The 26,697-nt window shown below is 72.3% G+C and carries 14 protein-coding genes; 2 read left to right on the forward strand and 12 right to left on the reverse strand.

Going from position 1 to position 26,697, the window contains the following annotated elements; genetic code table 11:
* Nucleotides 1-21: 21 nt before the first annotated feature.
* Nucleotides 22-2,061 (reverse strand): ABC transporter ATP-binding protein, encoded by a 2,040-nt coding sequence (locus tag H0524_RS06515; RefSeq protein ID WP_180197843.1) that lies wholly within the window; start codon nucleotides 2,059-2,061, stop codon nucleotides 22-24.
* 206 nt (nucleotides 2,062-2,267) lie between these two features.
* On the opposite strand from H0524_RS06515, the gene H0524_RS06520 reads away from it, so the two are divergent.
* Entirely contained in the window at nucleotides 2,268-2,771 is a 504-nt protein-coding gene (locus H0524_RS06520) for a helix-turn-helix transcriptional regulator (protein ID WP_180197844.1), read from the forward strand.
* On the opposite strand, the gene H0524_RS06525 is transcribed toward H0524_RS06520, so the two are convergent.
* From H0524_RS06525 to H0524_RS06565, 9 genes are all read right to left on the reverse strand, one after another.
* Complete coding sequence (locus H0524_RS06525) at nucleotides 2,693-4,444, reverse strand: discoidin domain-containing protein (RefSeq protein ID WP_180197845.1); 1,752 nt, start codon at nucleotides 4,442-4,444, stop codon at nucleotides 2,693-2,695. The genes H0524_RS06520 and H0524_RS06525 overlap by 79 nt on opposite strands.
* A 62-nt stretch (nucleotides 4,445-4,506) precedes the next feature.
* Nucleotides 4,507-5,571 (reverse strand): methyltransferase, encoded by a 1,065-nt coding sequence (locus H0524_RS06530; protein WP_180197846.1) that lies wholly within the window; start codon nucleotides 5,569-5,571, stop codon nucleotides 4,507-4,509.
* Nucleotides 5,572-5,583: 12 nt separating this feature from the next.
* On the reverse strand, nucleotides 5,584-6,993 hold the full coding sequence (locus H0524_RS06535) for an MFS transporter (protein ID WP_180197847.1): 1,410 nt from the start codon (nucleotides 6,991-6,993) through the stop codon (nucleotides 5,584-5,586).
* On the reverse strand, nucleotides 6,986-11,482 hold the full coding sequence (locus H0524_RS06540; RefSeq protein ID WP_180197848.1) for a non-ribosomal peptide synthetase: 4,497 nt from the start codon (nucleotides 11,480-11,482) through the stop codon (nucleotides 6,986-6,988). Before H0524_RS06540 ends, H0524_RS06535 begins: the two co-directional genes overlap by 8 nt.
* Nucleotides 11,479-14,793: a non-ribosomal peptide synthetase gene (locus tag H0524_RS06545; RefSeq protein ID WP_180197849.1), complete on the reverse strand. Its 3,315-nt coding sequence runs from the start codon at nucleotides 14,791-14,793 to the stop codon at nucleotides 11,479-11,481. The genes H0524_RS06540 and H0524_RS06545 overlap by 4 nt, the downstream gene beginning before the upstream one ends.
* Nucleotides 14,790-15,524, reverse strand: coding sequence for a DUF6875 domain-containing protein (locus tag H0524_RS06550; RefSeq protein ID WP_180197850.1), 735 nt, complete (start codon nucleotides 15,522-15,524; stop codon nucleotides 14,790-14,792). Before H0524_RS06550 ends, H0524_RS06545 begins: the two co-directional genes overlap by 4 nt.
* A 5-nt stretch (nucleotides 15,525-15,529) precedes the next feature.
* A complete protein-coding gene (locus tag H0524_RS06555) occupies nucleotides 15,530-16,894 on the reverse strand; it encodes an NAD(P)/FAD-dependent oxidoreductase (protein ID WP_180197851.1) in 1,365 nt (454 codons plus the stop codon).
* Nucleotides 16,891-22,062, reverse strand: a complete 5,172-nt coding sequence (locus H0524_RS06560) for a non-ribosomal peptide synthetase (RefSeq protein WP_180197852.1) — start codon at nucleotides 22,060-22,062, stop codon at nucleotides 16,891-16,893. The genes H0524_RS06555 and H0524_RS06560 overlap by 4 nt, the downstream gene beginning before the upstream one ends.
* 348 nt (nucleotides 22,063-22,410) lie before the next feature.
* Nucleotides 22,411-22,620, reverse strand: coding sequence for an MbtH family NRPS accessory protein (locus tag H0524_RS06565; protein ID WP_026322977.1), 210 nt, complete (start codon nucleotides 22,618-22,620; stop codon nucleotides 22,411-22,413).
* Nucleotides 22,621-23,108: 488 nt separating this feature from the next.
* Between H0524_RS06565 and H0524_RS06570 the strand changes: the two genes are divergently transcribed.
* Nucleotides 23,109-24,350 carry a phosphodiester glycosidase family protein gene (locus H0524_RS06570; protein WP_180198053.1) on the forward strand — a complete coding sequence of 414 codons (1,242 nt, stop codon included), beginning with the start codon at nucleotides 23,109-23,111 and terminating at the stop codon, nucleotides 24,348-24,350.
* Between the two features lie 106 nt (nucleotides 24,351-24,456).
* On the opposite strand, the gene H0524_RS06575 is transcribed toward H0524_RS06570, so the two are convergent.
* The gene (locus H0524_RS06575; RefSeq protein ID WP_180197853.1) at nucleotides 24,457-25,989 is read right to left on the reverse strand and encodes a DUF6297 family protein; all 1,533 of its coding nucleotides are present in this window, start codon (nucleotides 25,987-25,989) and stop codon (nucleotides 24,457-24,459) included.
* The gene (locus H0524_RS06580; RefSeq protein ID WP_180197854.1) at nucleotides 25,986-26,621 is read right to left on the reverse strand and encodes an ABC transporter ATP-binding protein; all 636 of its coding nucleotides are present in this window, start codon (nucleotides 26,619-26,621) and stop codon (nucleotides 25,986-25,988) included. The genes H0524_RS06575 and H0524_RS06580 overlap by 4 nt, the downstream gene beginning before the upstream one ends.
* Nucleotides 26,622-26,697: the final 76 nt, after the last annotated feature.

Below are 26,697 nucleotides of genomic sequence, written 5' to 3' on the forward strand. Positions count from 1 at the left end.
TCAGCTCCGGCGCCGGCCGCGTCACGGTGTGTTCTTGCCGGCGGCAGCGGTCTGGCGGGGTAGCGACCCGGGAATGTCGTAGCCGGCGGCTTGCAGGGTGAACAGCTCGGCGTACCGACCGCCGGCCGCGAGCAGGTCGTCGTGGGTGCCGGCCTCGACGAGCCGGCCGTGGTGCAGGACGTAGATGCGATCCGCGTGGCGGACGTTGGCCAGCCGGTGGGTGATGAGGATGGTGATCCCGTGGCCCTGCCGGTCGCGGATGGCCTGGAACAGGGCGTCCTCCGCGCGCGGGTCGAGCGCCGAGGAGGGCTCGTCCATGATGAGCAGGTCGGCGTCGCGCAGGAAGCCCCGGGCGGCCGTGATGCGTTGCCACTGCCCACCGGAGAGGTCCTGACCGCCGGCGAAGGTCCGGTCGAGCAGGGTCTCGTAGCCGTGCGGCAATTCTTTGATCATGTTGTGGGCGACGGCACGGGCGGCGGCGGCCTCGATGCGACTGGACCGCGGGGTGGTGGTGAGGTCGCCGATGGCGATGTTCGTGGCGGCGGTGAACGGCCACTTGTGGTATTCCTGCGTCACCACCGCGATCCGGGCCCGTAGCGCGTCGGTGTCCCAGTCGTCGGTCGGCCGGCCGTTGTAGCGGATGGTCCCGCCGGTGGGCGTCCGCAGGGTGGCGATCATTGTGGCGAGGGTGGACTTGCCGGAGCCGTTCTCCCCCACGAACGCCACCGTCTGCCCCGCCGCGATGCTCAGGCTGACCTGGTCAACGGCGGCGGCCTCCCGATCGGGGTAGCGCAGGCTGACCGCGTCCACCGCGACCGCGCGCAACCGCTGCGGCACCGGGCGATCAGCGGCACCGGTACGCGGCTCGGGCAGGCGGTCGGCGGCACCGGTACGCGGCTCGGGCAGGTAGTCGGCGGCGCGGGTCATGAAGCCGGTGTAGTCGCGGAAGTGCTGGCCCTCGGTGTAGGCGCGGTCCATCTGGAAGGTGACCACCGCCAGGGATCGCTGGGCGGACTGCACGGCGATGACGCCGGTGGCCGCGGCGGCGAGGGGGATGTGCCCCTCGACCAGCAAAAAGCCGAGCAGCACGTAGACCACGGCGGTGGCGATCCCACCGATCATCGCGCCGACGGTGGTGGTCGTGGTGACCCGACGGGCCAGCGCGAGCTGGATCCCGGTCTCGACCCCCATCACCCGGTCGTACTGGTCGAGCAGGAAGGACCGCAGCCCGTAGCTGCGCAGCTCGGGGGCGGAATCGCGTTCGGCCATCAACCGGTGCAGCAGCCACAACCGACGCCGCCGCACCGACCCCGCCGCGTACGTCTGGTAGCGCAGGTGCCCGGCGCGCAGCGACGCCCACCCGTTCGGCACCGTGGCGACCAGCAGGGCGACCAGCAGCAGCGGGTGGATCACCACGACGGCGACCGCGACCGCGAGCACACCGGTGAGGCCAGCGAGCAGGTTTATCGACGCCTGCACCAGGCCGGTGGTGGAGTCCGCACCCCGGGAGGCCCGCTCCATGTCGTCGGCGAAGGCGTCCGCGTCGAACGCCTCCAGCCGGACCGCCGTGGTCACCTCGAACAGGCCCCGTTCCACCTCCCGGTCGACCTTCGGGCTCAGGCCGTTCTGGGCGTACCCCATCGCGGTGGCCATGCCGGCGCGCAACGCGGTCACCGCCGCCAGGGCGACCAGGGCGGGCAGCGCGGCGAGCACCTTGTCGGCGGTCGGGCCCCCGGCGAACAACTCCACCAGGACCCGCTGCGCGGCGAGGAGCCCGAAGGCGGCCAGCACTCCGGCGCCCACCGTGGTGCCCGCCACGATCGCGGTGCGGAGCCGGTCAGCCCGCCAGCTCACGGCCAGCGCCGCGCCCACCAGTCGGGGCAGCTCGGAGAAGACCGCGAAGAGACCGGCCTGCGCCCGCGCTCGCACCCCGGTCTCCCACCACATCTGGCGCAGCTCCGGTAAGGCCGAGTCCCGCACACCCGCGGGATCGGGGCGCGGGTGTCGCTGGCTCGGCTTCGGCTGGTCGGACGGGCGGTCGGGCAGGCTGGTCGTCGACATGCGGGAAACGTAGGACCGGTCGGGGGGACACGCCCGCAGCACCGCGCGCCGACAATGTCGGTAGCCGCGACACCGATTCCGACATCGTCGGTAGTAGCGACACCGATTCCGACATCACCCGAACGCGTCGGCGACACCGGGCGGAAGTGTCACCAGCGACAGCTACGGTGTTCGCTCATCGTGACCGCGACCCGGGGGTGGCAGCGATGCGCGACACCGACGACACCAGGACCGCCCGCCACGCCCTCGGCCGTCGCCTCGCCGAGCTGCGCCGCGCCGCCGGGCAGACCCAGCACAGCCTCGCTCGGCTCGTCCAGTACGGACGCAGCTCCGTGGCGAACACCGAAACCGGTCGCCAGCACCCGGAACGGCCCTTCTGGGCCCGCTGCGACGAGGCGCTGCGCACCGGTGGGGTGCTCACCGCCGAATACGACCGCATCGTGCACCGGGAGCGCCGTCATCGCGCGGTCCCGGCGCGTAGTGACGGCGCCGCCCCGACCAGCGGCCCCCCAGCCACGTGGTGGGAGGCCGTGGACGACACCGAGGGCTGCTCACCGGCCGCTCTGGTGGACCGGCTCCGTCTCCTGCGCCACGATGTGGACCGCGCGATCGTCGCGCTGGCCTGGCTCGGCTACCACCCCACCGCGACGATCAACCACTCCGGGTCGCCGGCGGAGATGAACGAGGACTGGTCCGCGACATCGTCGTAGGGGAAGCCGTAGGAGAGCCCGTCGATGGACTGCTCGTGCCAGAACTTCGCGTAGTAGTTCGCCGGTGCCTGCTGGTAGAAGAGGGCCGGGTCCTCCCACTGCGACCGGGGCAGGTGGGCGACGTGCCGGTTCAGCGCGGCACAACCGTCCGGGTTACTCGCCAGCGGTCCGGAGCAGCCGAAGATCTGGGCGGTGGTGGCGGGGATCCCGACCGATGACGCGTACCCGCTCAGGTAGTCGGCGTACTGCCCGCCCGGGCGGAACTGGGGCGTGTTGCCGGGGGACGGCACCCGATACGGCGCCTCGATCGTGGCGAGGTGCGTGAACTCGGCCGGCATCGCGTCCGAGAACCGTTGGAACGTCGCGTCGCGGCCCTCGGTGAAGATCGTCTCGGTCTCGCCGACGGCTCGGTCGTATCCGCCACCGGCGCGCAGCCGCATCGCCAGTGGGAGCCCGAACGCGTCCACTCGGGTGGTGTTGCCGTTGAAGCGGTCCGCGGCCACGGTGAACTCGACGAAGTCCCGGTACTGGCTGGTCGGCGAGCCGAGGTGGAAGTACATCCGACCGGCCGAGTTCGCCGGCATGTCGAGGTACGGCTGTTCGGCGATGGAGCGGGTCTGGCCACCGAAGCTCCAGTACACCTGGCTGTCGGGGTAACGGCCGTTGGTCCGGTTCAGGATCTTGACCGTGAGGACGTTCTGGGCGGGCGGGATCGTGCTGGTGTCACCCCAGAAGTCGTCGCTCGGCGGCGGTGGTTCCGACCCCGTTGTACGTACCACGAACTCCCAGAGCGAGTAGCCGTACGGGGTGTTGCGGGCGGTGCCGTACATCCGCACGTACCGTCCCGTGCCGGAGACGTCGAGCGTCTGCACCCCACCGGCGCCGGTCGTGGTGGCGTAGCGGGTGGTCCACGGTCCGGCCGGACTGTCGGCGGTCTGGAGCGCGAACGCCCGCGCGGAGGCCGCCTCCCACCGGAGGACGACCTGGCAGATGGTCCGGACCGCGCCGAGGTCGACCCGAAGCCACTGCGGGTCGGCGAAGGCGCTCGACCAGCGGGTGGCGGTGTTGCCGTCCACGGCCGCCGTGGCCGGGGTGGTGGCGGACTCGACCGAGGAGGCCGTCACGTCCCGACCGAGTGCGGCATTACCCGTACAGGTGGGGGTGCTGGTGCCGTAGACCTCGAACTCCCACAGGGAGTAGCCCCACGCGGTGCCCCGGGCGGTGCCGTGGAGCCGGATGTGGCGCCCGGTGCCGCTGACCGTGAGGTTCTGGGTGCCACCTGTCCCGGCGGCCGTCTGATAGATCGTCTGCCAGGGACCGGCGGGGTTCGCCGAAACCTGGATCTGGAAGGCACTCCCGTAGGCGGCCTCCCAGCGCAGGGTTACCTGACTGATCGTGGCGGTGCCGCCCAGGTCGACCTGGAGCCACTGTGGATCGCTGAACTCACTCGACCAGCGGGTGCCCGGGTCGCCGTCGGTGGCGGCGGTGGCCGGAGTGTCGTCGAGTTCGACGGAGGAGGCGGTGGTCGGCTTTCCCTGGGAGAGCAGGACGGCTGCGGCCTGGGCCCGCTGGGCGGGAAGCGTCAGGACGGTGGCGAGCAGGATGAGCGGGACCGCGAACGCCAGGGCGCGGCGGTAACGCGGACGGTGGGAGATCAGGCGGGCTGTCGGCATGATGGGCTCCCGGACGGGTGGTGGTGGCAGAGAGCGCTCTCAGCGTCATCGACAGCCTCGAATTAGTCAAGCGTCCTGACCTGCGCGATCACCAGATGATCCGTCTCCGAACCACCGAGAACCTGCTGCCGTACGTCGGTGAAGCCGGCCTCGCGCAGCAGCCCGACGAGTTCGTCGTGGCCGTACGCCCGGCCGCCCTGGGTGTGGAAGAGATTCAGGCTGAACATCCGGACGAACGCCGTACCCAGCCCGGCCGTCGGCTGCTCCGGCGCCGTGGCGAGCGGCTCGAGCAGGGCCACCCGGCCACCGGGGCGGAGCGCGGCGGCAACCCGACGCAGCAGGGTCAGCGTCTCGGCCGCCTGGTGGCCGTGCACGACATTGAAGAGCAACGCCAGATCGTGACCGGTACCGAAGTCGACCTCAAAGAGGTCACCCGCCCGCAGCGTGCACCGGTCGGTCAGGCCCGCGGCGGCGACGGTCTCCGCCCCCTGAGCCAGCGCACCGGCCAGGTCCACCACGGTGGCCCGCAGTTGCGGATGTGCGCTGAGGAAGGCCACCGGATAGCTCGCATGCCCGCCACCGACGTCCAGCAGGCTACGCGCGTCGGCCGGCACCGGCAGCAGCTCGACGATCTCCGCGCTGAGCCCGTCGGCGAGTCGACGCAGCATGGTCTGAAAGTCCGCCAGGACCTCCGGTCGCTGCTCCAGCCAGGCGTAGAAGTCACCGGCCGGAGTGCCGGAGCAGATCGACCACTCCAGGTCGTGCCACCAGCCGCTGAGCAGCGCCGACCAGAAGGCGAGCACCGGCGCGAAGCTGTCCGGGACGGCCCGCAGGAGCCAGCGGGTCGTGTTGGCGCTGTTGGCGTACCCACCTTCGGCGTGGATCAGGTAGCCGAAGCTGGTCAACGCGTCGAGCAGGAGCCGCAGACCGAGCGGATCGGTTCCGGTACGGACGGCGAGCCGCTCGACCGGGAGCGGTCCGTCGGCCAGCTCCTCGAAGACGCCCAGCCGGAGCGCGGCGCCGGCACTACGGAAGGAGACCGCGTCGAGCAGGTCGAGAAACGCGGCGGGGGCGGCGTCGGAGGCGTGGAACTGCCGCGCCTCCTCCGGGCTCAACGGCACCGGCATGGCAGGGCTCCTTCAGGTGGCGGGTTGGCGGTCGGCGGAGACGGTCCCGGGACCCGGAGTGTCGTCGGGAAGATCGTCGGGATCCGGGGTGTCGTCGGGGGGACCGGCGGGACCCGGGGTGTCGTCGGGGAGGGCGTCGGGTAGATCGTCGGCCCCGCGCAGCACCGGTCGGGTCCAGGCGAACGCGGCGAGGAGCACCATCGCCACCCCGGTGACCGCGAAGAGCAGCGCGATACCGCGGCCCTCCCCGGTGCCGATCACCCGGCCGACCGAGTCGGCGAGCACCCCCTCCGGGCGCAGCAGCGGCTCGAAGAGGCCATCGGCGATCGGCCCCGCCAACACGTACGCCAGCGGCACACTGGCGTCACCGATCACCCGGGCGGTGGCGAGCACCCGGCCCAGCACGGAGGGCTCGGTCTTGGTCTGGATCAGCGTCATGGTGGAGCTGTTCACGATCGGCAGGGTGAAGAGGAAGAGCGGGGCCACCACCGCGATCAGCCAGGCGGACGGAGCCGCCGCGTGCAGCGCGAGGGCCACTCCCCCGAGCGCGAGCCCACCACAGACAGCGGTGACCCGACGGGTCGGCCCGCCCCACACCCCCATCACCAGGCTGCCGGCGAAGAGACCGGCGCCCCCCGCGGACATCAGCAGGCCGAGGGTGTCCGCCGTGGCGAACGAGAGAATCAGTGGCTGCACCAGGACCCCGGCGATGCCGAAGAGAAAGTTGAAGGCGCCGAAGACCACCATGAGCGCAAGCAGGCTCGGCCGTTGCCGCAGATACCGCCAGCCGGTGGCGGCTGTCCGCAGCACCGCCTCGGCGGGACCGGAGCCGGTCGGGTGGGTCACCTCGGCGGGCAGCCGAACCAACAGCAGGGTCGAGGCCGCGACCACGAACGTACCCAGGTCGATCGCCATCACCCCGCCGATCCCGACGGTCACCACCAGCACCCCGGCGATCAGGGGCGCGGCGATCTGTACCGCCCGGGAAATCTGCATCAGCCCGTTGAACCGGCCCAACTGTCGCTTACCGACCAACGCCGGGGTCATCGCCTGGTAGGCGACCTGATGCACGGTGGACGCGGTGGCGCTCACCGCGGTACCCAGGTAGATATGCCAGACCTGGAGGGCGTCGGCGACGACCAGCGCGGCGAGTGCCGCCGTCCCGGCGGCAGCCACGGTGTCGGCGACCAGCATCAGGCCGCGGCGGTCCCGACGGTCGGCCAGCGCCCCGGCGAACGGCGCGAACAGGACCGCCGGCAGGGTGGCGGCAAGAAAGATCAGCGAGAACTGGGTGACCGAACCGGTGCGCTGATAGACCCAGACCCCGAGGACGAACGCGGTCAGGCTCGAACCGACCAGGGAGACGAGCTGGCCGAGCCAGATCGCGGCCCACCGAGCGGTGGGCACGGTGCGCTCAGCCATGGGCCCTCCCGGGCGGCGCGGTGAGGAAGCCGGCGGCCACAAACGCCGACAGGTAGGTGTGCAGTAGCCGCTCGTCGGCCGGCGGGCAGGTGATCCCGGCCGCCGCGAGCGTCGCCTCGGTGCCGGTGCAGTCGAAGTCCGGCTGCGTCCGGACCGGGGTGTCCACCCCGAAGAGCGGGGCGAGCCCGGCCAGCGCGGCATCCGGCCGCTCCAGCAGCGCCGCCCGCCAACGCGGGTACGGCACCGAGGTCACCGGGTAGCCGAAGCTGGCCAACGCGGCGGCCAGGGCCGCGTACGACATGGTCTGGTTGTTGTAGTAGTGGTGGTCCGTCGTCGCGCCCGCCCGGGTCAGGTGCCCGATGCCGGCGCCGACGTAGGTGACCGGTGCGAGATCGGCGGGGTCGTCGATCTCCGGTACGGCGCCGAGCTGCACGCAGGTTTTCAGCAGCCGGCTGAAGTAGTCGTCGGTGTTGCCGAGGCCGCTGTCGGCGTCCCCGGTGATCCGGGCGGGCCGGTGCACGCTGACCGGCAGCCCCCGCTCCCGGGCGGCCCGGACCAACGCGTCGGCCACCCACTTGCTGGAGTTGTAGCCGTCGGGGAGCCCGGCGCAGTCGGCCGGGATGTCGCCCTCCCGCACCAGGGTGCCGCGGTGCGACGGGGTGACGAAGACCCCGAGGGTGGAGATGAGGTGCACCGCGCTGGGGCGGCCGGTGCTGGCCAGCCGGAGCACCTCCCGGGTGCCGCCGACGTTGGCCGGGCGCAGCGCCGCGTACGGCGCGACGAAGTTGACCACGCCGCCGTTGTGCACGATCGCGTCCAGACCCTCGCCCAGCTCGGCGAAGTCCGCGCCGTTCAGGCCGAGTCGGGGTGCACCGAGGTCGCCGGGGACACCGATCAGGCGGGCGGCGTACTCCGGCCGCCAGAGGCCGTACCGGCGCAGGTTGCCGCGGACCCGATCGAACGCGGCGGCCGGGGTGTCCGCCCGGACCAGACAGTGCACGGTGGCAAAGCTGTGGGCGAGCCAGTCGGCCAGCAGGTACGCCCCGAGGAAGCCGGTCGCCCCGGTGCAGAGCACCGTCCGTGCCGGCGCAGCCGACCTCCCGGACGGTACGGCCAGGTCGGCGGGGAGCCGGGCCTCGGCACGGAGCAGGTCGACGTCGTCGTCCCGGGTGGGCCCGGCGCCGTCGAGAACGGCGGCGAGGCCGGCGAGGTCGGCGGTGGAGAAGAGCGCCCGTAGTGGCAACTCCACCCCGAGCGCGGCCCGGATCCGGGTCGCCAGACTCGCCGCGAGCAGGGAGTGTCCACCGAGGTCGAAGAAGTTGTCGTGCCGACCCACCGGGCCGGTGTCGAGCAGCTCGGCCCAGATGCCGGCGAGCGTCTGCTCGGTCGGGGTGCTCGGTGGATCGTGCGCCGGCCGGTCGACCTCCTCCGGTCGGGGCAGGGCGGCCAGGTCGAGCTTGCCGTGCCGGTTGGTGGGCAGGTCGGGTACCCGGATGACGGCGGTGGGGACGAGGTACTCCGGCAGCCGGCGGCGCAGCGCGATCCGGGCCTGGGGACCAACCGGGGTCGCGTCGTCGCCGACCAGGTAGGCGACGAGCCGGGGGCCGGCCGGGGCGTGGTCGGCGACCACCGCGGTGCGGCGCACCCCGGGCAGGGCGGCGCAGGCCGCCTCGACCTCGCCGAGCTCAATCCGATGGCCTCGGATCTTGACCTGCTGGTCGGTCCGGCCGAGGAATTCGAGGCTGCCGTCGGCACGGTGCCGGGCGAGGTCGCCGGTGCGGTAGAGCCGCGACCCGGCGGGGCCGTACGGGTTCGGGACGAAGCGGTCCGCGGTTTCGCCGGGATTGTCGAGGTATCCGCGGGCGGGTGCCGTGCCACCGACCCAGACCTCACCGGCCAGGCCGATCGGCACCGGCCGCAGATCGGGATCGAGGACGTGCACCTGAACGTTGGGCACCGGGCGGCCGATCGGCAGCCGGGTCAGGCCGGGCAGTTCGGTGGCGTCCACGGTGGAGTGGGTGGTGGCGCAGACGGTCGCCTCGGTCGGGCCGTAGTGGTTGTGCAGCGTGACCCGGCCAGCGGTGAGCCGGGCCCAACGGCGCACCGTCGCCAGGTCCACGGGTTCCCCACCGACCATCATGGCCCGCAACGCGCCGACGTCGAGCGCACCGGGTCGCGCGGCGAGGTCGGTGACCCAGCGGGCCCAGAGCGGCGCGGCGGTGTCGACCAGGGTGAGCCCGTGTGCCCGGCACAGCTCGACCAGGCCCGGGCCGGTGATCGCGGCCGGCTGCCGGTGCACCACGATCAGGGCCCCGCTGACCAGGGCCGGGAAGAGGTCACCGACGGAGGCGTCGAAGCTCAGTGGGGGCAGCATGAGCAGCCGGTCACCGGGACCGATGCGGTGCACGTCGACGAAGGCCAGGGCCAGGTTGACGGCGGTGCGGTGGCTGACCATCACCCCCTTCGGGACGCCGCTGGAGCCGGAGGTGTGGATGACGTAGGCGAGCTGGTCCGGGTGGACCGGTCGGGGAGCAGCAGCTGGCGGCTTCCCGGCCGGGCCCGCGTCGGCCGGTTGGCCATCCGGACCGACAGCGAGCACGGTACCGCCGTACGGCGGGTCGTCGTGCGGGTCCGGCCCGGCGGCCAGGGTGGCGGCGAGCTCGGCCTCGGCCAGGCAGACCGGGGCGCCGGCGGCGGTGAGCAGGGCACGCAGCCGGGCCGGGGGGTGGCTGGGGTCCACCGGAAGATAGCCGGCGCCGGCCTTGAGGATCGCCAGGATGCCGGTGACGGCGGCCCGGCCGGCGGCCAACGCGAGCCCCACCGGCTGGTCGGGACGGACCCCACAGCGGCGCAGGTGCGCGGCGAGCCGGTCCGCGTCGGCGTCCAGCCGGCCGTAGGTCAGGGCCGGCCGGTCCGGCTCGCCCGGGCTGATGTCCAGCAGGGCGGGCGCGTCCGGGTCGGCCGCCGCCCGTGCGCTGACCAACTCGTGCAGCCCCAACCCATCCGGGTACGCCCGGTCGGTGTTGTTCCAGGAAGCCAGGTCACGTCGCTCGGCGGGGCCGACCAACTCCAGCGCGGAGAGCGGCAGTTGCGGCCGGGTGGCCAACGCCCACAACACGGACCGGAACCGGTCGACGAACCGGGCGATGGTCACCTGGTCAAAGAGGTCGGTGTTGTAGTCGACCCGGGCGCTGAGGCCGGCCGGCGACTCGTACACCGCCACGGTGAACTCCATCCGGGCGGTCTCCCGCAGCACCGGCACCGGGCGCACGGCGAGACCCGCCCGGGGGCCGGCACTGACCTGGTTCAGGACCAGCATCACCTGGAACAGTGGGTTGCGGCTCGGGTCGCGGGGCAGCCGCACGGTCTCGATGATCCGCTCGAAGGGCAACTCGGCGTGCGCCAGGGCTTCCACACAGGTACGCCGGACCCGGGCCAGCGCCTCGGCCAGCGTCGGGTCCCCGGACAGGTCGGTGCGCAGCGGCAGGCTGTTGACGAGCAGGCCGACCAGCTGCTGCTGCTCGGGGGTGGCGCGCAACGTCACCGGGGCGGCCACGCAGACGTCGTCGGTGCCGGTGAGGCGGGCCAGCAGTACCTGCAGACCGGCGAGCAGGATCATGAAACGGGTGCAGCCGGTCCGCTGTGCCAGGCCGTCAAGCGCCGCGATCAGGTCATCGGTGAAGGCGAAGCCGTGGGTACGGCCGGCGAAGGTCAGCGCGGCCGGTCGCGGCCGGTCGGTTGGCAGGTCGAGCACGCCGGAGCAGCCGGCCAGCCGGTCGGTCCAGAACTCGCGCACCCGGTCCGCGGCGGCGCTGGCCAACCAATCCCGCTGCCAGAGCACGTGGTCCGGGAAGTGTGTGGCCGGTGGAGCGGTCGAGGCGACCACCCCGGTGCGCCGGCGGTGGTGGCCGTCGAGGAGCCCGGCGAGCACGATGTCGAGGGACCGCTCGTCGGCGATGATGTGGTGCAGGGCCACCACCAGCAGGTGCTCGTCCCGGTCCAGCCGCCCCAGCCGTACCCGCAGCAGGGGTGCCCGGCCCAGGTCGAACGGCGTTTCACTCTCCCGGCTGGCGACGGCGGTCGCGGCGGCGTCCCAGGCGTCGGGCGCCACCGTGGTCAGGTCCTCCACGACGAGCTGACACCGGGCTGCCGGGTCGGTGGCGGGCAGGACGACCTGCTCCACCTCCCCGTCCCGCGGCACGAACCTGGTCCGGAGGGCGTCGTGCGCGGCGACGACCTCGTCGAGCGCGGACTGCAGCGCGACGGGGTCCAACCGGCCGGTGAGCTGCACCGCCCGGCTCAGCACGTACGCCGCGCTGCCGGGCTGGAGTTGGTCGAGGAACCACATGCCCTCCTGCATCGGGGACAGCGGCACCCTGGCACCGGGGTCCCGAGGGGTAATCCCGACCGGCTGCGCTCGGCGGGTCAGTCCCCGGCGGGCCATCAGTTCCCGGATCAGCTGTTCGCGGTCCGGCCCGGAGGTGCTCATTCCGGGCCGCCCAGCAGGGCCCGTAGCTCCTCGTCGGAGAGGTCGGCCACCTCCATCCGAAGGGCGGCGACGGCGTCGGTCTGGCCGGCGGTCTCCTCGGTGGAGCGCAGCGCGCAAGCCATCGCGTCGATCGTCGGCGCCTCGAAGAGGATCCGGATCGGCACCTCCGTCTCCAGCGCGGCGCCGATCCGACTCAACGCCTGCGCGCCGAGGAGGGAATGACCGCCGAGGCGGAAGAAGTCGTCGTGGACACCGACCCGCTCGACGTGCAGTACCTCCTGCCAGATCCCGGCGAGCAACTGCTCCAGGGGGTCGCGGGGGGCGACCCGCTCCACCCGCGGGTCGGTCCAGGTGGGGCTGGGCAGGGCCGTCCGGTCGACCTTGCCGTTGGCGTTGAGCGGCAAGGTGGTCATCGGCACCAGGGCCGCGGGAAGCATGTAGTCCGGCAGCCGGCCGGCCAGGTCGGAACGGACCTGGTCGGCCAGGGAGTCCGGGGCAACGCCGTACGCCGGCACGGCGTACGCCACCAGGCGGGTGTCGCCGTCCCCGCCGGCCCAGGTGCCGACCACCGCCTCCGCGACCAGGTCGTGGCCCCGGAGCAGGGCCTCGATCTCACCCAGCTCGATCCGGAACCCGCGCACCTTGACCTGGTGGTCGGTGCGGCCAAGGAACTCCAGCCGGCCGTCGGCCCGCTGCCGGGCCAGGTCACCGGTGGCGTAGAGCCGGGCGCCAGGGTGGTCGGCGAACGGGTCGGGGACGAACCGATCGGCGGTCAGTTTGGGTCGGCCGTGGTATCCACGGACCACACCGGACCCACCGATGTGAATTTCTCCCACCACGCCCACCGGCACCGGCTGGTACGCCTCGTCCAGCAGGTAGATCCGGGTGTTGGCAATCGGTGCACCGAGGTCCACCGCGGCCGGGGCCGGCGCCACGGGGGCCGCCGCGGACCAGACGGTGGTCTCGGTGGGCCCGTAGCAGTTCCACAGTGTCCCGCCGTCGGCCTGAAGGGCGTCGGCGAGATCCCGGGGCAGGGCCTCCCCGCCGCAGAGGCGCAGCCGCAGCGTCGGCGGCACCCCGCCGGACGCCAGCAGCAGTCGCCAGGTCGCCGGGGTGGCCTGCATGGCAGTGATGCCCGCTTCGACGAGCCGACGCCGCAGGGCCGGCCCGTCGGCGACCTCATCGGCGCCCACGACCAGCAGCGGGACGTCCAACAGCAGCGGTACCAGCAGTTCCAGCACCGAGATGTCGAACGACAGGGTGGTGACCGCGGCGAACCGGTCCGCCGACGTCAGGTCCAGGTCGTCGTGGAAGGAGGCAACGAGGTTGGTCACGCTGCGGTGCGGGACCGCCACCCCTTTCGGTCGACCGGTCGAACCCGAGGTGTAGATCAGGTATGCCAGTCCGTCCGGGTGCGCCGGGACCACCGGAAGTGGCTCAGCTGGGCCGGGAGCGTCGGTGACATCGTCGAGCAGCACCGGCACCGCGCCCGCCAGCACCGGGTCGAGCCGCGCGGCGACCGACCGGTGGGTCAGCACGACCCGGGCCCCGGAGTCCGCGAGCAGGTGGCGGAGCCGCTCCGGGGGCAGGGCGGGGTCGAGCGGCAGGTAACCGGCCCCGGCCCGCCACACGCCGAGCACCGCGGCGACCAGGTCGACCCCGCGATCCAGGCAGATGCCGACCGGGGTGTCCGGGGCGACGCCGGCGGCGAGCAGTCGCCGGGCGATCTGTCCGGCCCGCCGGTGCAGCCCGGCCCGGTCCACGTACCCGTCCGGACCGGTGACGGCAGGGGGAGCGCCGGACTCGGCGGGTTCGGTGGGGAGCAGGTCCAGGAGGGTGTCGACCGGCAGGGCGCCCCGGTCGGTCTGATTCCACTCGACCACGGCACGCCATCGCTCCACTCCGCGCAGCAGCGGAATCCGGGTCAGGGGACGATCCGGCTCGGCGACCGCCGCGTCCAGCAGAGTGCACAGGTGCCGGGCCAGCCGGTCGACCGTGCCGGCATCGAACAGTTCGGTGTCGTACTCGAAGGCCAACCGCAGGACGCCCTCGGCGGTCAGCTCACCGGCGAGGGTGAGGTCGAACTTGGCGGTGCCGCTGTCGACCCGCAGGGAGGTCGTCGTGCAGCCGGCCAGCTGAAAGGCGTTCTTCGGCGCGTTCTGCAGGATCAGCTGGGCCTGGAAGATCGGCGCGTGGGCCAGGCTGCGTGCCGGCTGCAGCTCCTCAACCACCTTCTCGAACGGCACCTCGGCGTTGCCGAGACCGGTGAGGGTGACCTCCCGTACCCGGTCGACGAGTTGCCGTAGCGACGGGGAGCCAGCGGACGACACCCGCAGGGCAAGCGTGTTGACGAAGAAGCCGACCAGCCGCTCCAGGTCGAGATGCTCCCGACCGGCGACCGGTGCGCCGATCACGATGTCGTCCTGCCCGCTGTGCCGGGACAACACCGCCTGGAACACGGCGAGCAGGGTCATGAACATGGTGACCCCCGCCCCCCGGTTGAACTCTTCGACCCGTCGAACGGCCTCCGCCGGCACAGTGACGTAGTGGCAGGCACCCCGATACGAGCGATTGGCCGGGCGGGGCCGGTCCGTGGGGAGGCTGAGCAGGGCCGGCGCCCCACGCAGGTGCGTAACCCAGTAGTCGAGCTGTTGGCGCAGCGCGTCACCGGCGAGCTGCTCCCGCTGCCAGACGGTGAAATCGACGTACTGGGTGGGCAGGTCGGGCAGGTTGGCCGGGGTACCCGCCAGCACCGCCGCGTACGCGGTCTCCAACTCCTGGAAGAGCACCCCGGTCGACCAGGCATCGAAAACGATGTGGTGCACGCAGAACGCCACGCGGTGCCGATCCGGGGCGGTCCGGATCACCGTCACCCGCAACAGCGGACCCGCGGCCAGGTCGAACGGCCGCCCGGAGTGCGCTCGGACAAGCGTGGTGGCCTCGACCTCACGCTGCTCTGCCGGCAGCCCGGTCAGGTCTGTCTCAGTGAGATCCACCTCGGCGGTCGGCTGCACCACCTGCACTGGTTCGCCGCCGGATTCACTGAACGTGGTGCGCAGCGCGGGATGCCGGTGGACGAGCGTGGTCAGTGCGGTACGCAGCGCCGCGACGTCCAGTGGCCCGTGTACCCGGAAGGCGACCGGGATGTTGTAGGCCGGGATGCCCCCGGTGAGTCGGTCCAGGAACCACAGCCGCTGTTGGCCGAAGGAAACCGGGTAGCTGCGGGGCGCCTGGGCCCGCTCGGCGATCAGGCGGGCCAGCAGGGCACGCTTGCCGCCGCTGCCGGGTGCGGTGGAGTCGGCGGTCGTCATTGAACCCCCTGGTTCGTGTTCGGGTGCAGGATGCCGACGTTGGTGCTGGGTTCGGGCATCGGCAGGCCGTACCGTTGGGCGGCCGCCTGGACCTGCCCACGCAGCGACGCCGGACCGCCGCGCCCGAAGTACCGCAGGTAGCTGGCGAGGGTCACCGGGTCGTCGGCGAGGAACGGCAGATCACTGGCGACCATGTACCGGACCACCAGCATCGGAACGGGGCTCCGCAGCGGCCGGAAGTCCGGGTTCCACAGGCCGCCCTTGGCTGGCGGTCCGTCGTGGAACTCACCGAGCATCAGCCCCTGGTCGGTGTAGTCCGGTTTGAGCCGCAGCTGGGTCCGATCCACGATCTGTCGGGCAACATCGCCGGGCAGGTCCGGTAGCGTCAGCAGGATCGTCTTGAACTGGGCGGACGGTCCGGTGAGCGGGTCCAGCTGGTGAAACCAGTCCCGGTAGACCGCCAGCACCTCGTCCAGCTCGGCCTCGTTGACGGTCTCCCCACGACGCACGGCCAGGTAGAAGATGCTCCGGTCCAGAGAGCCCTGGGCGTACGGACAGACCGGGCCCTTACGGCCCAGCTCCGGATGGGGTGCACAGAGGTACTCCCGGGCCCAGGCCACCACGGCCCGCACCTGGTCAACCACCCCGGCCAACAGCGGGTGCAGCGAATCGGCATCCAGGTCGGACTCGGTGAGCAGAATCTGGTCGGGGTTCATCGGAGCCCTCAGCACCGCCCTCACCGCCGGGTCGCGCGGCGCCGGCGGCCGACGCGTCGGGCGGCGGCGGTGGCGGCAAGACCGGCGGCCAGGGCGAGCCCGACGCCGGTCCGGCGCAGGATACGGTCCTGACGGTTGGCGCGGGCCAGCGCGTCGCCGTACGGGATGGTGGTGTGCGCGACCATCGCGTACAGCGGCACCCAGCGTTGCGGAAACAGCCGGGCGAGCAGCCGGTCGGCGGCAGCGACGGCGCGGTAGTCGAACCGGTGCACCCGATCCCGCAGGTCCTCGAAGTTGGTGGTGGACAGGTCCGCGAGCACATCGGTGTGCGGCTTCCGGGCCGCCTCGTAGGCGGCCAGCGCGGTGGCCCGGTCAGGGTGGGCGGTGAGACATTCATCGAGGACCACGCAGTCCTCGAAAGCCGAGTTCATGCCCTGGCCGTAGAACGGGTAGACAGCATGGGCGGCATCACCGATCAGCACCACCCGGTCCGCGTACCGCCAGGGGGCGGTCCGGACGGTGACCAGGTGCCCGACCGGGTGCTCGGCGATCTCCCGGACCAGGTCCGGCATCAGCTCCTCCGCGTCGGGAAAACGCTGGCGGAAGAAGTCCCGGATCGCCGTCGGGGTGTCGAGGGCGGCGAAGCTCACCGGGCCCTCGTACGCCATGAAGAGCGTGCAGGTCAGCGAGGCGTCCCGGTTGGGGTGCGCCACCATCATCGCCTCGTGACCGGGCCAGACGTGCAGCGCCTCCAGTCGCACCCGGGGCTGGCCGTCGACACCGGCCGGGATGGTCAGCTCCTGGTATCCCCAGGGCAGGAACTCCTGGGCGTGGTTGGCACGCAGCCCGTGCTGCAGCTGCTGCCGGACGGTGGAGAACGCCCCGTCGGCACCGACAATCAGGTCCGCGGTGACTGTTCTCGGCTCGCCACCGGTGGTGGGCGCGACGTGCACGGTGCCGGTCTCCCGGTCGAGGCCGGCCAGGAGGTGGTCGAAGTGGAACCGCACCTCCGGTTCGGCCTCGGCGGCGGTCACCACCAGTGAGATCAGCTCCTCCCGGAGTACCGAGTGGAGGATCTCGTGCTCGCGCACCCCGTACGGCTGGGCGCGCACCCCGCCGTCCGGCGAGTGCACCACCCGCTCGCGCATCGGCACGCTGTGCTTGAGCACGTCGGCGAGGAGCCCCGCCCCGTCCAGCGCCCGCATGCCCCGGGCGGAGAGCCCCAGGTTGATCGACCGACCCTCCGGCCGGGCCAGCGCGGAACGGGGGTCCGGGCGTCGCTCGAACACGTCCACCTCGTTGCCCTGCCGGGCGAGGTACAGCGCGGCGAGCGAACCGGCCAGGCCGGCCCCGACGACGACCACACGTTCTCTACGCCTGTTCATACGCCCTCCTCGGCGATCAGACTTTCCAGGAGCTCGTCAACCTCACGGTCGGAGAGATCGTCGAGCGAGGTGAGCAGGTGCTGCCGGCTGGCGTCAGCAGGACCGATCCGGTGCGGTTCGCCGGGGGCACCCGCCGCGGCGAGCTGGACCGCGAGTTCGGCGACGGTGGGCGCGGCGAAGAGACTCCGCAGCGCCAGCTCGACGCCGAAGCTGGTGCGGATGCGGGCGATCAGCCGGGTTGCGGTGAGCGAATGGCCACCCAGGGCGAAGAAGTTGTCGTGCACGCCGACCTCCGGGCGGCCGAGCACGTCCTGCCAGAGCGTGGTGAGCTGCGCCTCGACCGGGGTACGGGGGGCGGTTGGGCCGCTACCGGTGGTCTCCCGCCAGGTCGGCTCGGGCAACGCCCGCCGGTCCAGTTTGCCGCTCGCGGTGCGGGGCAGCGCATCGAGCAGAACCAGAGTGGCCGGCACCATGTACGCCGGTAGCCGCCGGGCCAGACCGGCCCGGAGCACCGGCCAGACCACCGCCGGGTCAACGGCGACGGGCTCGGTGACCGCGTACGCGGCGAGCCGGACGTCGTCGTCCCCACCCCAGGTGGTCACCACGGCATCCCGGATGCCGGGCTGGTCCCGCAACGCTGACTCGATCTCGCCGAGTTCGATCCGGAATCCCCGCACCTTGACCTGCTGGTCGGCACGGCCGTGGTAGGCGAGACGCCCGTTCGGCAGCCGACGGGCCAGGTCGCCGGTGGCGTAGAGCCGCCCGCCGGGGCTCGGGCTGAACGGGTCGGGGCGAAACCGGGCCGCGGTGCGAACCGGATCACCGTGGTACCCACGCGCCACTCCGGTGCCACCAATATGGATCTCACCGACCACACCGTCCGGGACGGGCTGACCGGCGGGGTCGAGCAGCTGGATCCGGGTGTTGGCGAGGGGGCGCCCCAGGTCGACCGGGCCGGCTTCCCCCACCAACCCCGCCGCGGAGTAGACGGTGGTCTCCGACGGTCCGTACCCGTTGATGACCCGGGCACCGTCGGCGCGCAACACGTCGGCCAGGTCACGGGCCAGCGCCTCGCCACCGCTGATCCGCAGCCGCACCCCGGCGGGTACGCCGGCTGCGGCGACCAGCATCCGCCAGGTCGCCGGGGTGGCCTGGACGACGGTGACACCTCGCTGTCGGCAGGCCGCCCGTAGCAGGGTGGCGTCCTGGGCGGTCGCCGCGTCGAGAATCTCGACGCGCGCCCCGGCCAACAGCGGCAGCACCAGCTCCACCAGGGAGATGTCGAAGGCCGGGGTGGTGATCGCCGCGACCCGGTCGTCGGCGGTGAGCCCGAGCAGGCGGTGACAGCCGACCAAATGGTTGATCACCGAACGGTGCGTGACCACGACGCCCTTGGGCGCACCGGTGGAGCCGGAGGTGTAGAGCAGGTAGGCGAGGCCGTCCGGGTGGCCGACGACCGGTGGCGGGTCGGTCGGCAGGTCCGGGTCGAGCTGGTCAACCCGGAGCACCACCGGGGTGGTGCCGGCAGCGGCGATGGCATCGCTGATCAGGGGTGTCCCGGCGGGGTCGGTAAGCAGCACCGGCGGGGCCGCGTCGGCCAGCATGGTGGCCAGCCGGCCGACGGGCAGTGCCGGGTCGAGCGGCAGGTACCCTCCGCCGGCCCGCCAGACAGCGAGGAGCGCGGCCACCAGGTCGGTGTGCCGGCCAAGACAGAGCCCGACCGGGACGTCCGGCCCGACGCCGTGGGCACGAAGCAGATGGGCGAGGCGATTGACGCGAGTGGCGAGGTCCCGGTGGCGCAGGGCGCCATCCGGGCCGGTAACCGCGACCGCGTCCGGGTCGGCCGGCGCGAACCGGTCAAGTAGGTCACCGACGCTGGCCACGTCGGGCAGGGGCAGTTCGGTGTCGTTGCCCTCCCGCAGCAGCTGTGCCCGTTCGACCGGGTCGAGCAGGGGTAGCTCGCGGACGGGCGTGCCGGGCCGGTCGAGGGCGGCGGCGAGCAGGGTCAGATACCGCTGGGCGAGGCCGCGGATCCGGTTCGCCTCATAGCGTTCAGTGCGGTAGGTGAGGCGGCCGCGCAGCCCTTCGGGGCGGTCCTCCACGGTGAGGGTCAGGTCGAACTTGACCGTGCCGTTCTCCCAGAGCCGGGGGGCGATCCGCAGCCCCGCCACCGTGGCCTCCGGCGGTGGCTCGTCGAGGGCGAACATCACCTGCACCAGCGGGCTGTGGGCGAGGCTGCGGGTCGGGGCGAGTCGCTCCACGATCCGGTCGAAGGGCACGTCCTGCCGCGTCTGTGCGGCGATGCTCGCGGCGCGGGCCTGGGCGAGGAGGTCGGTGAAGTCGGACCGATCGGTGAAGCGGGCCCGCAGGGCGAGGGTATTGGCGAAGAAGCCCACCACGTTCCGGGTCTCCGGCCGGGTGCGCCCGGCCACCGGGACCGCTACCAGCAGGTCGTCGGCCCCGGTGAGCCGGTGCAGGAGGGTCTGGAAGCCGGCCAGGAGCCGGGTGAACAGGGTGCCGTCCCGGCTCGCCCGCAACCGGGCGGTCAACTCGTCGGGGACGTCGAAGACCACCTCGCCGCCGGCATCGGACTGCTCAGCCGGACCGGGCGATGAGGATGGTGACGCCGGCGTCGTCGAGCGGACCGGTGCGGTGGTCCGGTCGGCGGGGAGGTCGAGCAGGGTCGGGGCGCCGGCCAGCTCCGCGTGCCAGAAGTCGATGTCGGCCGCGAAGGCGCCGTGGTTGGCCTGCTCCCGCTGCCAGACCGCGAAGTCCGCGTACCGCACCTGTGGGGCGGGCAGGTCAGCCCGGACACCGGCGACCGCCGCCGCGTACCCGGCGGCCAGCTCGCGGAAGAGGATGTCGAACGACCAACCATCGGCGAGACTGTGGTGCACCACGATGGTGAGAACATGCTTCCCGGGGCTGCGTCGGACGAGCCCGAACCGGGCCAACGGGCCGGTCGCCAGGTCGAAGGGCTCCCGGGCTGCCGCGTCCACCAACTCCCGCCCGGCCGCATCGGAGTGGGCGTCCACCACCGACAGCCGGACCGGTGCGGCGGGCACGACCAGCTGTGCTGGCTCCCCGTCGACCGAGGTGAAGTGCGTCCGGAGGGTTTCGTGCCGGCCAACGAGCCAGCTCAGCGTCGACTCCAACGCGGCCACGTCGAGCGGGCCGGTCAGCCCGACCGCCCAGGCGATGTGGTACGTCGCCGCCCCCGGCGTCAGCTGATCGAGCATCCACAATCGGCGCTGGCCGAGCGACGCCGGCACGAGGTGGGACCCGGTGCTCGTTCCCGTGCCGGGCCGCGTCGCCGTCGGTCCATCCGCCAGTCGACGGACTCCGGTGTCGGCCGGCTGCGCCCCGACGTACTCGCCGAGGATGCTGGCCAGCCGGGCGAGGGTCGGGTTTTCATAGACGACGCGGACCGGCAGGTGCACCCCGAACCGGTCGGCGACGACGAAGGTCAGCCGGGTGGCGAGCAGCGAGTTACCGCCCAGCGTGAAGAAGTCGTCGTCGGCGGCGGGGCTGCTGCCGAGGAGTTCCGCCCAGAGCGCCGCCAGGCGTACCTGGACCGGATCGGTCACTTCGGTGCCGCGCCGAGCCGCGGGCGGCTCCGGTCGGGGCAGCGCCCCCCGGTCGATCTTGCCGCTGCGGGTCAGGGGCAGCGTGGGAAGGACCAGGTAGGCCCCCGGTCGGAGGTGGACCGGGAGCCGGTCGGCCGCGTACTCGGCCAGTTCCTGGGAGGTCGGGGCCGGCTTGCCGGGACAGGGCGTCAGATACGCCAGCAACCGGCGCCGTTCCCCCTCCCCGTCCACCAGGACAGCGGCGTCCCCCACGGCGGGGTGAGCCCGCAGCGCCGCCGCAACCTCGCCCGGCTCGACCCGGAACCCGCGGATCTTCACCTGCTCGTCGATTCGGCCGAGAAAGTCGAGGGTGCCGTCCGGCCGCCAGCGGACCCGGTCCCCGGTGCGGTACATCCGGGCCCCCGGGCAGGGGTCGAACGGGTCGGGCAGGAATGCCGCCGCCGTGGCCCCCGGGCGCCCGAGGTAGCCCCGGGCGACCCCGGCACCGCCGGTGTACAGCTCTCCAGGAACACCGACGGGCACCTGCCGCCCCGCCGGATCGAGAACGTACACGGTGCTCCCGGGTACCGGCCGGCCAATCGGCACCGGGTCCGGTACGGCCTCCGGGTCGGTCATCGGGTGCACGCAGGTGAAGGTGGTGTTCTCCGTTGGCCCGTACCCGTTGATCAGGACCGCCCCGTCGCGCGCTCGCAGTGCCCGGCGGACCGCCTCCGGAGCGAGCACATCCCCGCCCGCGAGGAGCTGCCCGACCCCGGCGAGGCAGTCCGGGTCGAACTCCACCAGTTGGTGAAAGAGCCCGGCGGTCAGCCAAAGGACCGTGATCCGTTCCCGGCGCAGCAGCCGCGCCAGGTCGGTGAGCTCCAGCGCACCGGGTGGGGCCAGCACCAGCCGGGCCCCGCTGGAGAGCGCACCCCAGATCTCCAGGGTCGCCGCGTCGAACGCGACCGGAGCGAGTTGAAGGACCGTCTCGGTGGGTCCCAGGCGCAGGTAGCCAGGCTGGCGGACCAGGCGAACCACGGCGGCGTGCGCAACGGCGACCCCCTTCGGCGGGCCGGTGGAGCCGGAGGTGAAGTTGACGTAGGCGAGGCTGGCGGGGTGCAGGCGCCGCGGCCCGGCGCTGGTTGACGAAGCCGGGCCGGTTGACGCGGCGGGGCTGGGCTGGTCCAGGCGGAACAGTCGACCGGCACCCGGCACCTCGGCGGTGGCCAGCACCGGTGGGTCCCCGGCAACGGTGAGCAACTGCCGGATCCGCGCTGGCGGGTCGGCCGGATCAAGAGGCAAATACGCACCGCCGGCCTTGAGTACGGCGAGCAGGGTGACGACGAGTTCCACCGAGCGGGGGAGGGCCACCGCCACCGGCTCATCCGGACGGACGCCCCCGGCGACGAGCCGGTGGGCCAGGGTGTCGGACCGCGCAGTCAGCTCACGGTAGGTGAGTGTCTCCCCGTCGCCACCGACCACCGCGACCGAGTCCGGCTGTCGCCGCGCCGCGGCGGCCACGAGGTCCGGCACGGTGCCGCCGACCGCGGTGGTGGGTGTCGGGTCCGGGTCATTGGCGGCGTGCAGGGGCCCTGCCCACACTGTGCACTCCTTCGCGTCGCAACACCGAAAGACAGCTACAGAACAGTGGAACGGAGGACTACAAATTCCCCGGCCCCGCGTTGAGCGGCACTCATGGACCGGAGATGAAAAGAAACTACGAGCAATATTCAAGACCTGTCAACCAACCGACAAGCCTGACCTGAGTCGCTCAACGGCTAGCCGAAGTCGGCGGGCGATCCGGCCATTTTCGGGACAATGGCAACCATCTTCCAGCCCCGTCACATAGGAGTAGCGGCCGGCCAAAAAGTGATCGCGGGTCGCAGAAAACAGCCGCGGGCGCCCCCGGTCTCCCGGTGCGCCCGCGGCGGTAGCCCGGTGCGGCGCGGGTCAGCCCTGGGCCTTCAGCCACTCCCGTAGCCCACGCGGGCGCAGGTCGGTCCAGACCTCCTCGATGTGTGCCAGACAGCTGGCGCGATCGCCGCTGAAGCCCACCATGCGCCATCCGGCCGGAAGCTCCGACCCGTCTGGCCAGATCGAGTACTGCTCTTCGTCGTTCATCACGACGTGGTAAGGGCGCGGATCCTCGGATTCTTCCATCGGCACCTCCACGGGAGTACAGCCACAAGTTAGCCGGAGACTATACCGCCCTATTCGGTTGGCCCGGGTTGACCGATCGTCGCCAATTCAGTCATCCGATCGCCCACGGAAAACAGGCCAAGAATGCCACTGCCCCCGATTAAGCAGCAAGAATCGGAAACATAACCATACGCCCACTTCAGGCAATTTCAGCAATTTAGCAGCCCGTAGCTATTTGTCAGACCGAGTGGGTGGCGCGGGTGGAAGTACCACCGCCGACAGCCCCAGTGTTCACTCACCGTGACCCGCAGCCGAGGGTGGCAGCGCTGCCCGACGCCGACGACACCCGGAACAGCCCTGCTGGCCCCGCTCACCCACCACCCACCGCTAACCAGGTATTAGCGCACCTTTCGTACCCACGCTCTTGCGAGTTCCTCCGAGCGGTACAACATGTAGTGATGGCATCGATGAGAGACCGTTTTCCACACCCGCGCCGCCGTCCGGCCACTGTGGCGACAGCCCTGCTCGGGGCGGCCCTGCTTGGCCTCACCGCCACCCCCACGCCGGTTTCGGCCGAGGAGTCCACCCTGCCCATCGGCGACTCCGACCTGGTGGAGAGTCGCAGCAGCGAGACGCTCGCCCGGGGCGTAACGCTGACCCGGATCGTCCGTGGCACCGAGCCGGCGCCGATCGACCAGATCGGCGACACCCCCCGTGGCCCGTGGGTGGTCAATGTCCTGACGATCGACCCCCGGCGGAGCCGGGGACACCTCGCCGCCACCTACGGATCCGACCTGGCCGGAGTCGAAAAGACCACCGACCTCGTCCGCGAGTCGGACGCGCTGGCCGGAGTCAACGCCTCCTTCTTCACCTTCACCGCCAGCGCCGAGTATCCCGGCGACCCCGTCGGCCTCGGGGTGTACGGCGGGCAGCTGCTCAGCGAGCCCACCGATGACGCCGCGGAGGTGGCACTGGTCCTGGACGCCAAGAACCACAAGGTGCTCATGGGCCAGCTGCAGTGGACCGGTAGCGTCCGCAACGCCCAGACCAAGGTCAGCCTGCCGCTGGAGTACCTCAACCACCCGCCGGTTGTCCCGGACGCCTGCACCGAGCTTCCCGACCCGACCCAGTGCGCCGACTCCGGCGACACGGTGCGATTCACGCCGGAGTTCGCCGCCAGCACGCCGTCCGGGCCGGGCGTCGAGGTCGTCCTCGACGACAAGGGCTGCGTGGTCCGGACCACGACCACCCGCGGCACGGCTCTCACCCCGGACCAGACCTCCCTCCAGGCGACCGGGCGGGAAACGGCGGATCTGCTCGCCGTGGCGCAGGGCTGCGTGAAGCACTCCAGTTCCCTGCGCGACGAGGCGGGTAAGAAGGTTCCGCTGCGCCCCGGGACGTTCGCGGTGAACGGCCGCTACCGGCTGATGAAGGACGGGCAGGTCGTCGCGCCCACCGACTCGGACGGCTTCTTCGCGCGCCACCCGCGCACCATCGCCGGAACCACTCTCGACGGCAAAATCATGCTGGTGACCATCGACGGTCGACAGACCACCAGCGTGGGTACCACCATGACCGAGACCGCCACGGTCGCCGCCGCGCTCGGCATGCACAACGCGGTCAACCTGGATGGCGGCGGATCCACCACGATGTCCGTCGAGGGCGCCTTGGTCAATCAGCCAAGCGGCAGCGCGGAGCGCCCCGTCGGCGACGCGCTCGTCTACATCGACCGCAAGTTCAGCCACCGCTGACCGGCCAGGAGTCCGGCTGATCGGATCAGGAGTAACTCCGAGTCAGCCGGACTCCGCCGCTCCCCGCCCGTCCCGGTGGTGGGGTCGGCGCGAACCGGTGATGCGGTCAGAGTGAACCAGCGGTGCGGGCGGATAGCCGCACCAGCAGCGCGCACCCCAGCACCGAACTGGCCGCCTGCGCGGGCAGCCACGGCCAACCGAGCACCTCCGGCGCCGGCAGCAGCACCAGGCCGACCGAGACCGGCAGGGTCAGCACGGCGAGAACATCAACCCCGTTGACCAGCCAGAGCAGCATTCCGGCCGGAAACGCCCCGACCGGCGTGTCGATCAGGATGGTGCCGAGCGAGGCGGCACTCGCCTTCGCCCGCTGGTAGGCGCCCGCCGCCACGGCCGGCCCCGCCAGCAGACCGAGCGCCCACCACGGCCCGGTGAGCGCCCCGAGGCCCTGCAACGCGGCCAGGGTGATCGCGAGCCAGCCACCAGCGATGGCGGCGGGCACCACGAGTCGCGCGGCGGTCACGTGACGGCCCGTGACCCCGAGCAGCCGCAGCAGCGCCGGATTCGCGGCGTCACTGTGCGTGGACTCCCCGGTGAAGCCGGCGGCACCCAGCGCGCCGATCAGGACCACGCCGATCAGCAGCCAGACCGGACCCTCGGCGAGGTAGACCGGGACGGCTACCGCGCCAACCGGCCACCAGAGCCGCGGCGCCTTCCGGCGCAGAATGATCAGATCCTGGGCGATCAGCGGAGAGAACCGGCGGGTCGGCAGCAGCCGCGTCGTCCGAACCCGGGTCCGGCTGCGCCAGAACCGGCGGGCACTCATCTCGGCCAGGTAGGAGGGTTCGACCGCGTACGCGACATCGGCGTACGCGCCCGCGTTGATCGACGCCTCGGCGATCGGCGCGGCGGGCCAACTCTCCACCGCCCGCAACGTCCACCCGACCAGGAACAGCCCCGTGACCAGGGCGGCGGCACCGGCGACAAGCAGCACCACGGGTGGTGTCGGCAGGGCGGGCAGGCCGTACCCGCCGGTGGCGCTCAGCGCGGCGGCCACGACGAGGCTACCCGCGCCGACCGCGACGCCGCCGCCGTCCGCGAGGCGGGCCGCGGCAGGCCGGGGCTGGCCGGCGATGGCGAGCAACGCCACGAAAACCGCGGCAGCCGCGCCGATGGTGGCGCCGGCCCACAGCGCCAGGGGATCGGCCGGGCGGGCGACGATGCGCCCGGCCACCGCGATCCCGGTGGCAGCGCCGACGACGAGCGCGGCGACGGTGGTGAGGGCGAGCGCCGGCGCGAGCAGGGTACGCCGGGGTATCGGCGCGAGCAGCAGCCAGGTGGCGTCGCTGCGGCTGACCGAGAGCGGGCCGACCTGGCGCAGCACGACGAAGAAGGCGGCGAGGACCGCCACCGCTCCGACGAACGGGGTCACCGCCGGGGCACCGAGCGGCTCCGATGGCCAGACCACCCGCACCACCGGCTCCCCGACCAGCGCGACGGCCATCAGAACCGTGAGCGTAACGACGTAGACAGCGCTGATATCGACGCGGCCTTCGGCGGCGATCCGGCGGCGGCGTACCCAACGGCGGGCAGGAACCGTGGCCGGGGCCGCCGGCCGGACCGGGGCCGCGACCGGGGTCACTCCGCCTCCGGCCGGATGAGTACGACCTCGTCGGCGCCGACGCCGACCCGGAACCCGTCGTCGTGGCTGGCCATGACGAGCGTGCCGCCGGCCGCCACGTACGAGCGCAGGTGGGCGGCGACCGCACCCTTGATCCGGGTGTCGAGGCGTTGCTCGGGCTCGTCCAGGACGAGGAGCCGGCTGGGCCGCACGAGGGTCGCGGCGAGCAGGAAGCGCTGCCGCTGCCCGGAGGAGAGGGTGCTGGGCAGGCTGTCGGAGAGCCCGGCCAGGCCGAGGGTGACGCAGAGCTCGGCGATGTGTCCGTCGTCGGGGTCGCCGCCGTTGACCACCCGGACCAGGTCGAGATGTTCCCGCACGGTCAGGCCCTGGTACCAGCTCGGCGACTCCACTGTGGTGGCGACCTCTCGCCAGAACTCCGCACCGCGGCCCGGCACCGCCGCGAAGACGGAGACGTCACCGGCGGTCGGCTCCTGCAGGCCGGTGACGCATCGCAGCAGAGTGGACTTTCCGGCGCCGTTCTCGCCGACCAGTGCGACGGCGCCGCCCTCGGGAACCTGGAGGTCGATCCGGTCCAGAACCAGCGTCGAGCCGTACCGGACCGTCACCTGCCGAGCCTCAACCACCATGGTCATCGGCGCGATCTCACCGTCATGCCTCCACCCCCGTCGCGCGAGTTCGCGCGCTTCGCCCGGACATCATGGCAGAAGT

The sequence above is a fragment of the Salinispora sp. H7-4 genome (assembly GCF_013416675.1).
In the GTDB taxonomy this organism is placed as follows: domain Bacteria; phylum Actinomycetota; class Actinomycetes; order Mycobacteriales; family Micromonosporaceae; genus Micromonospora; species Micromonospora vitiensis.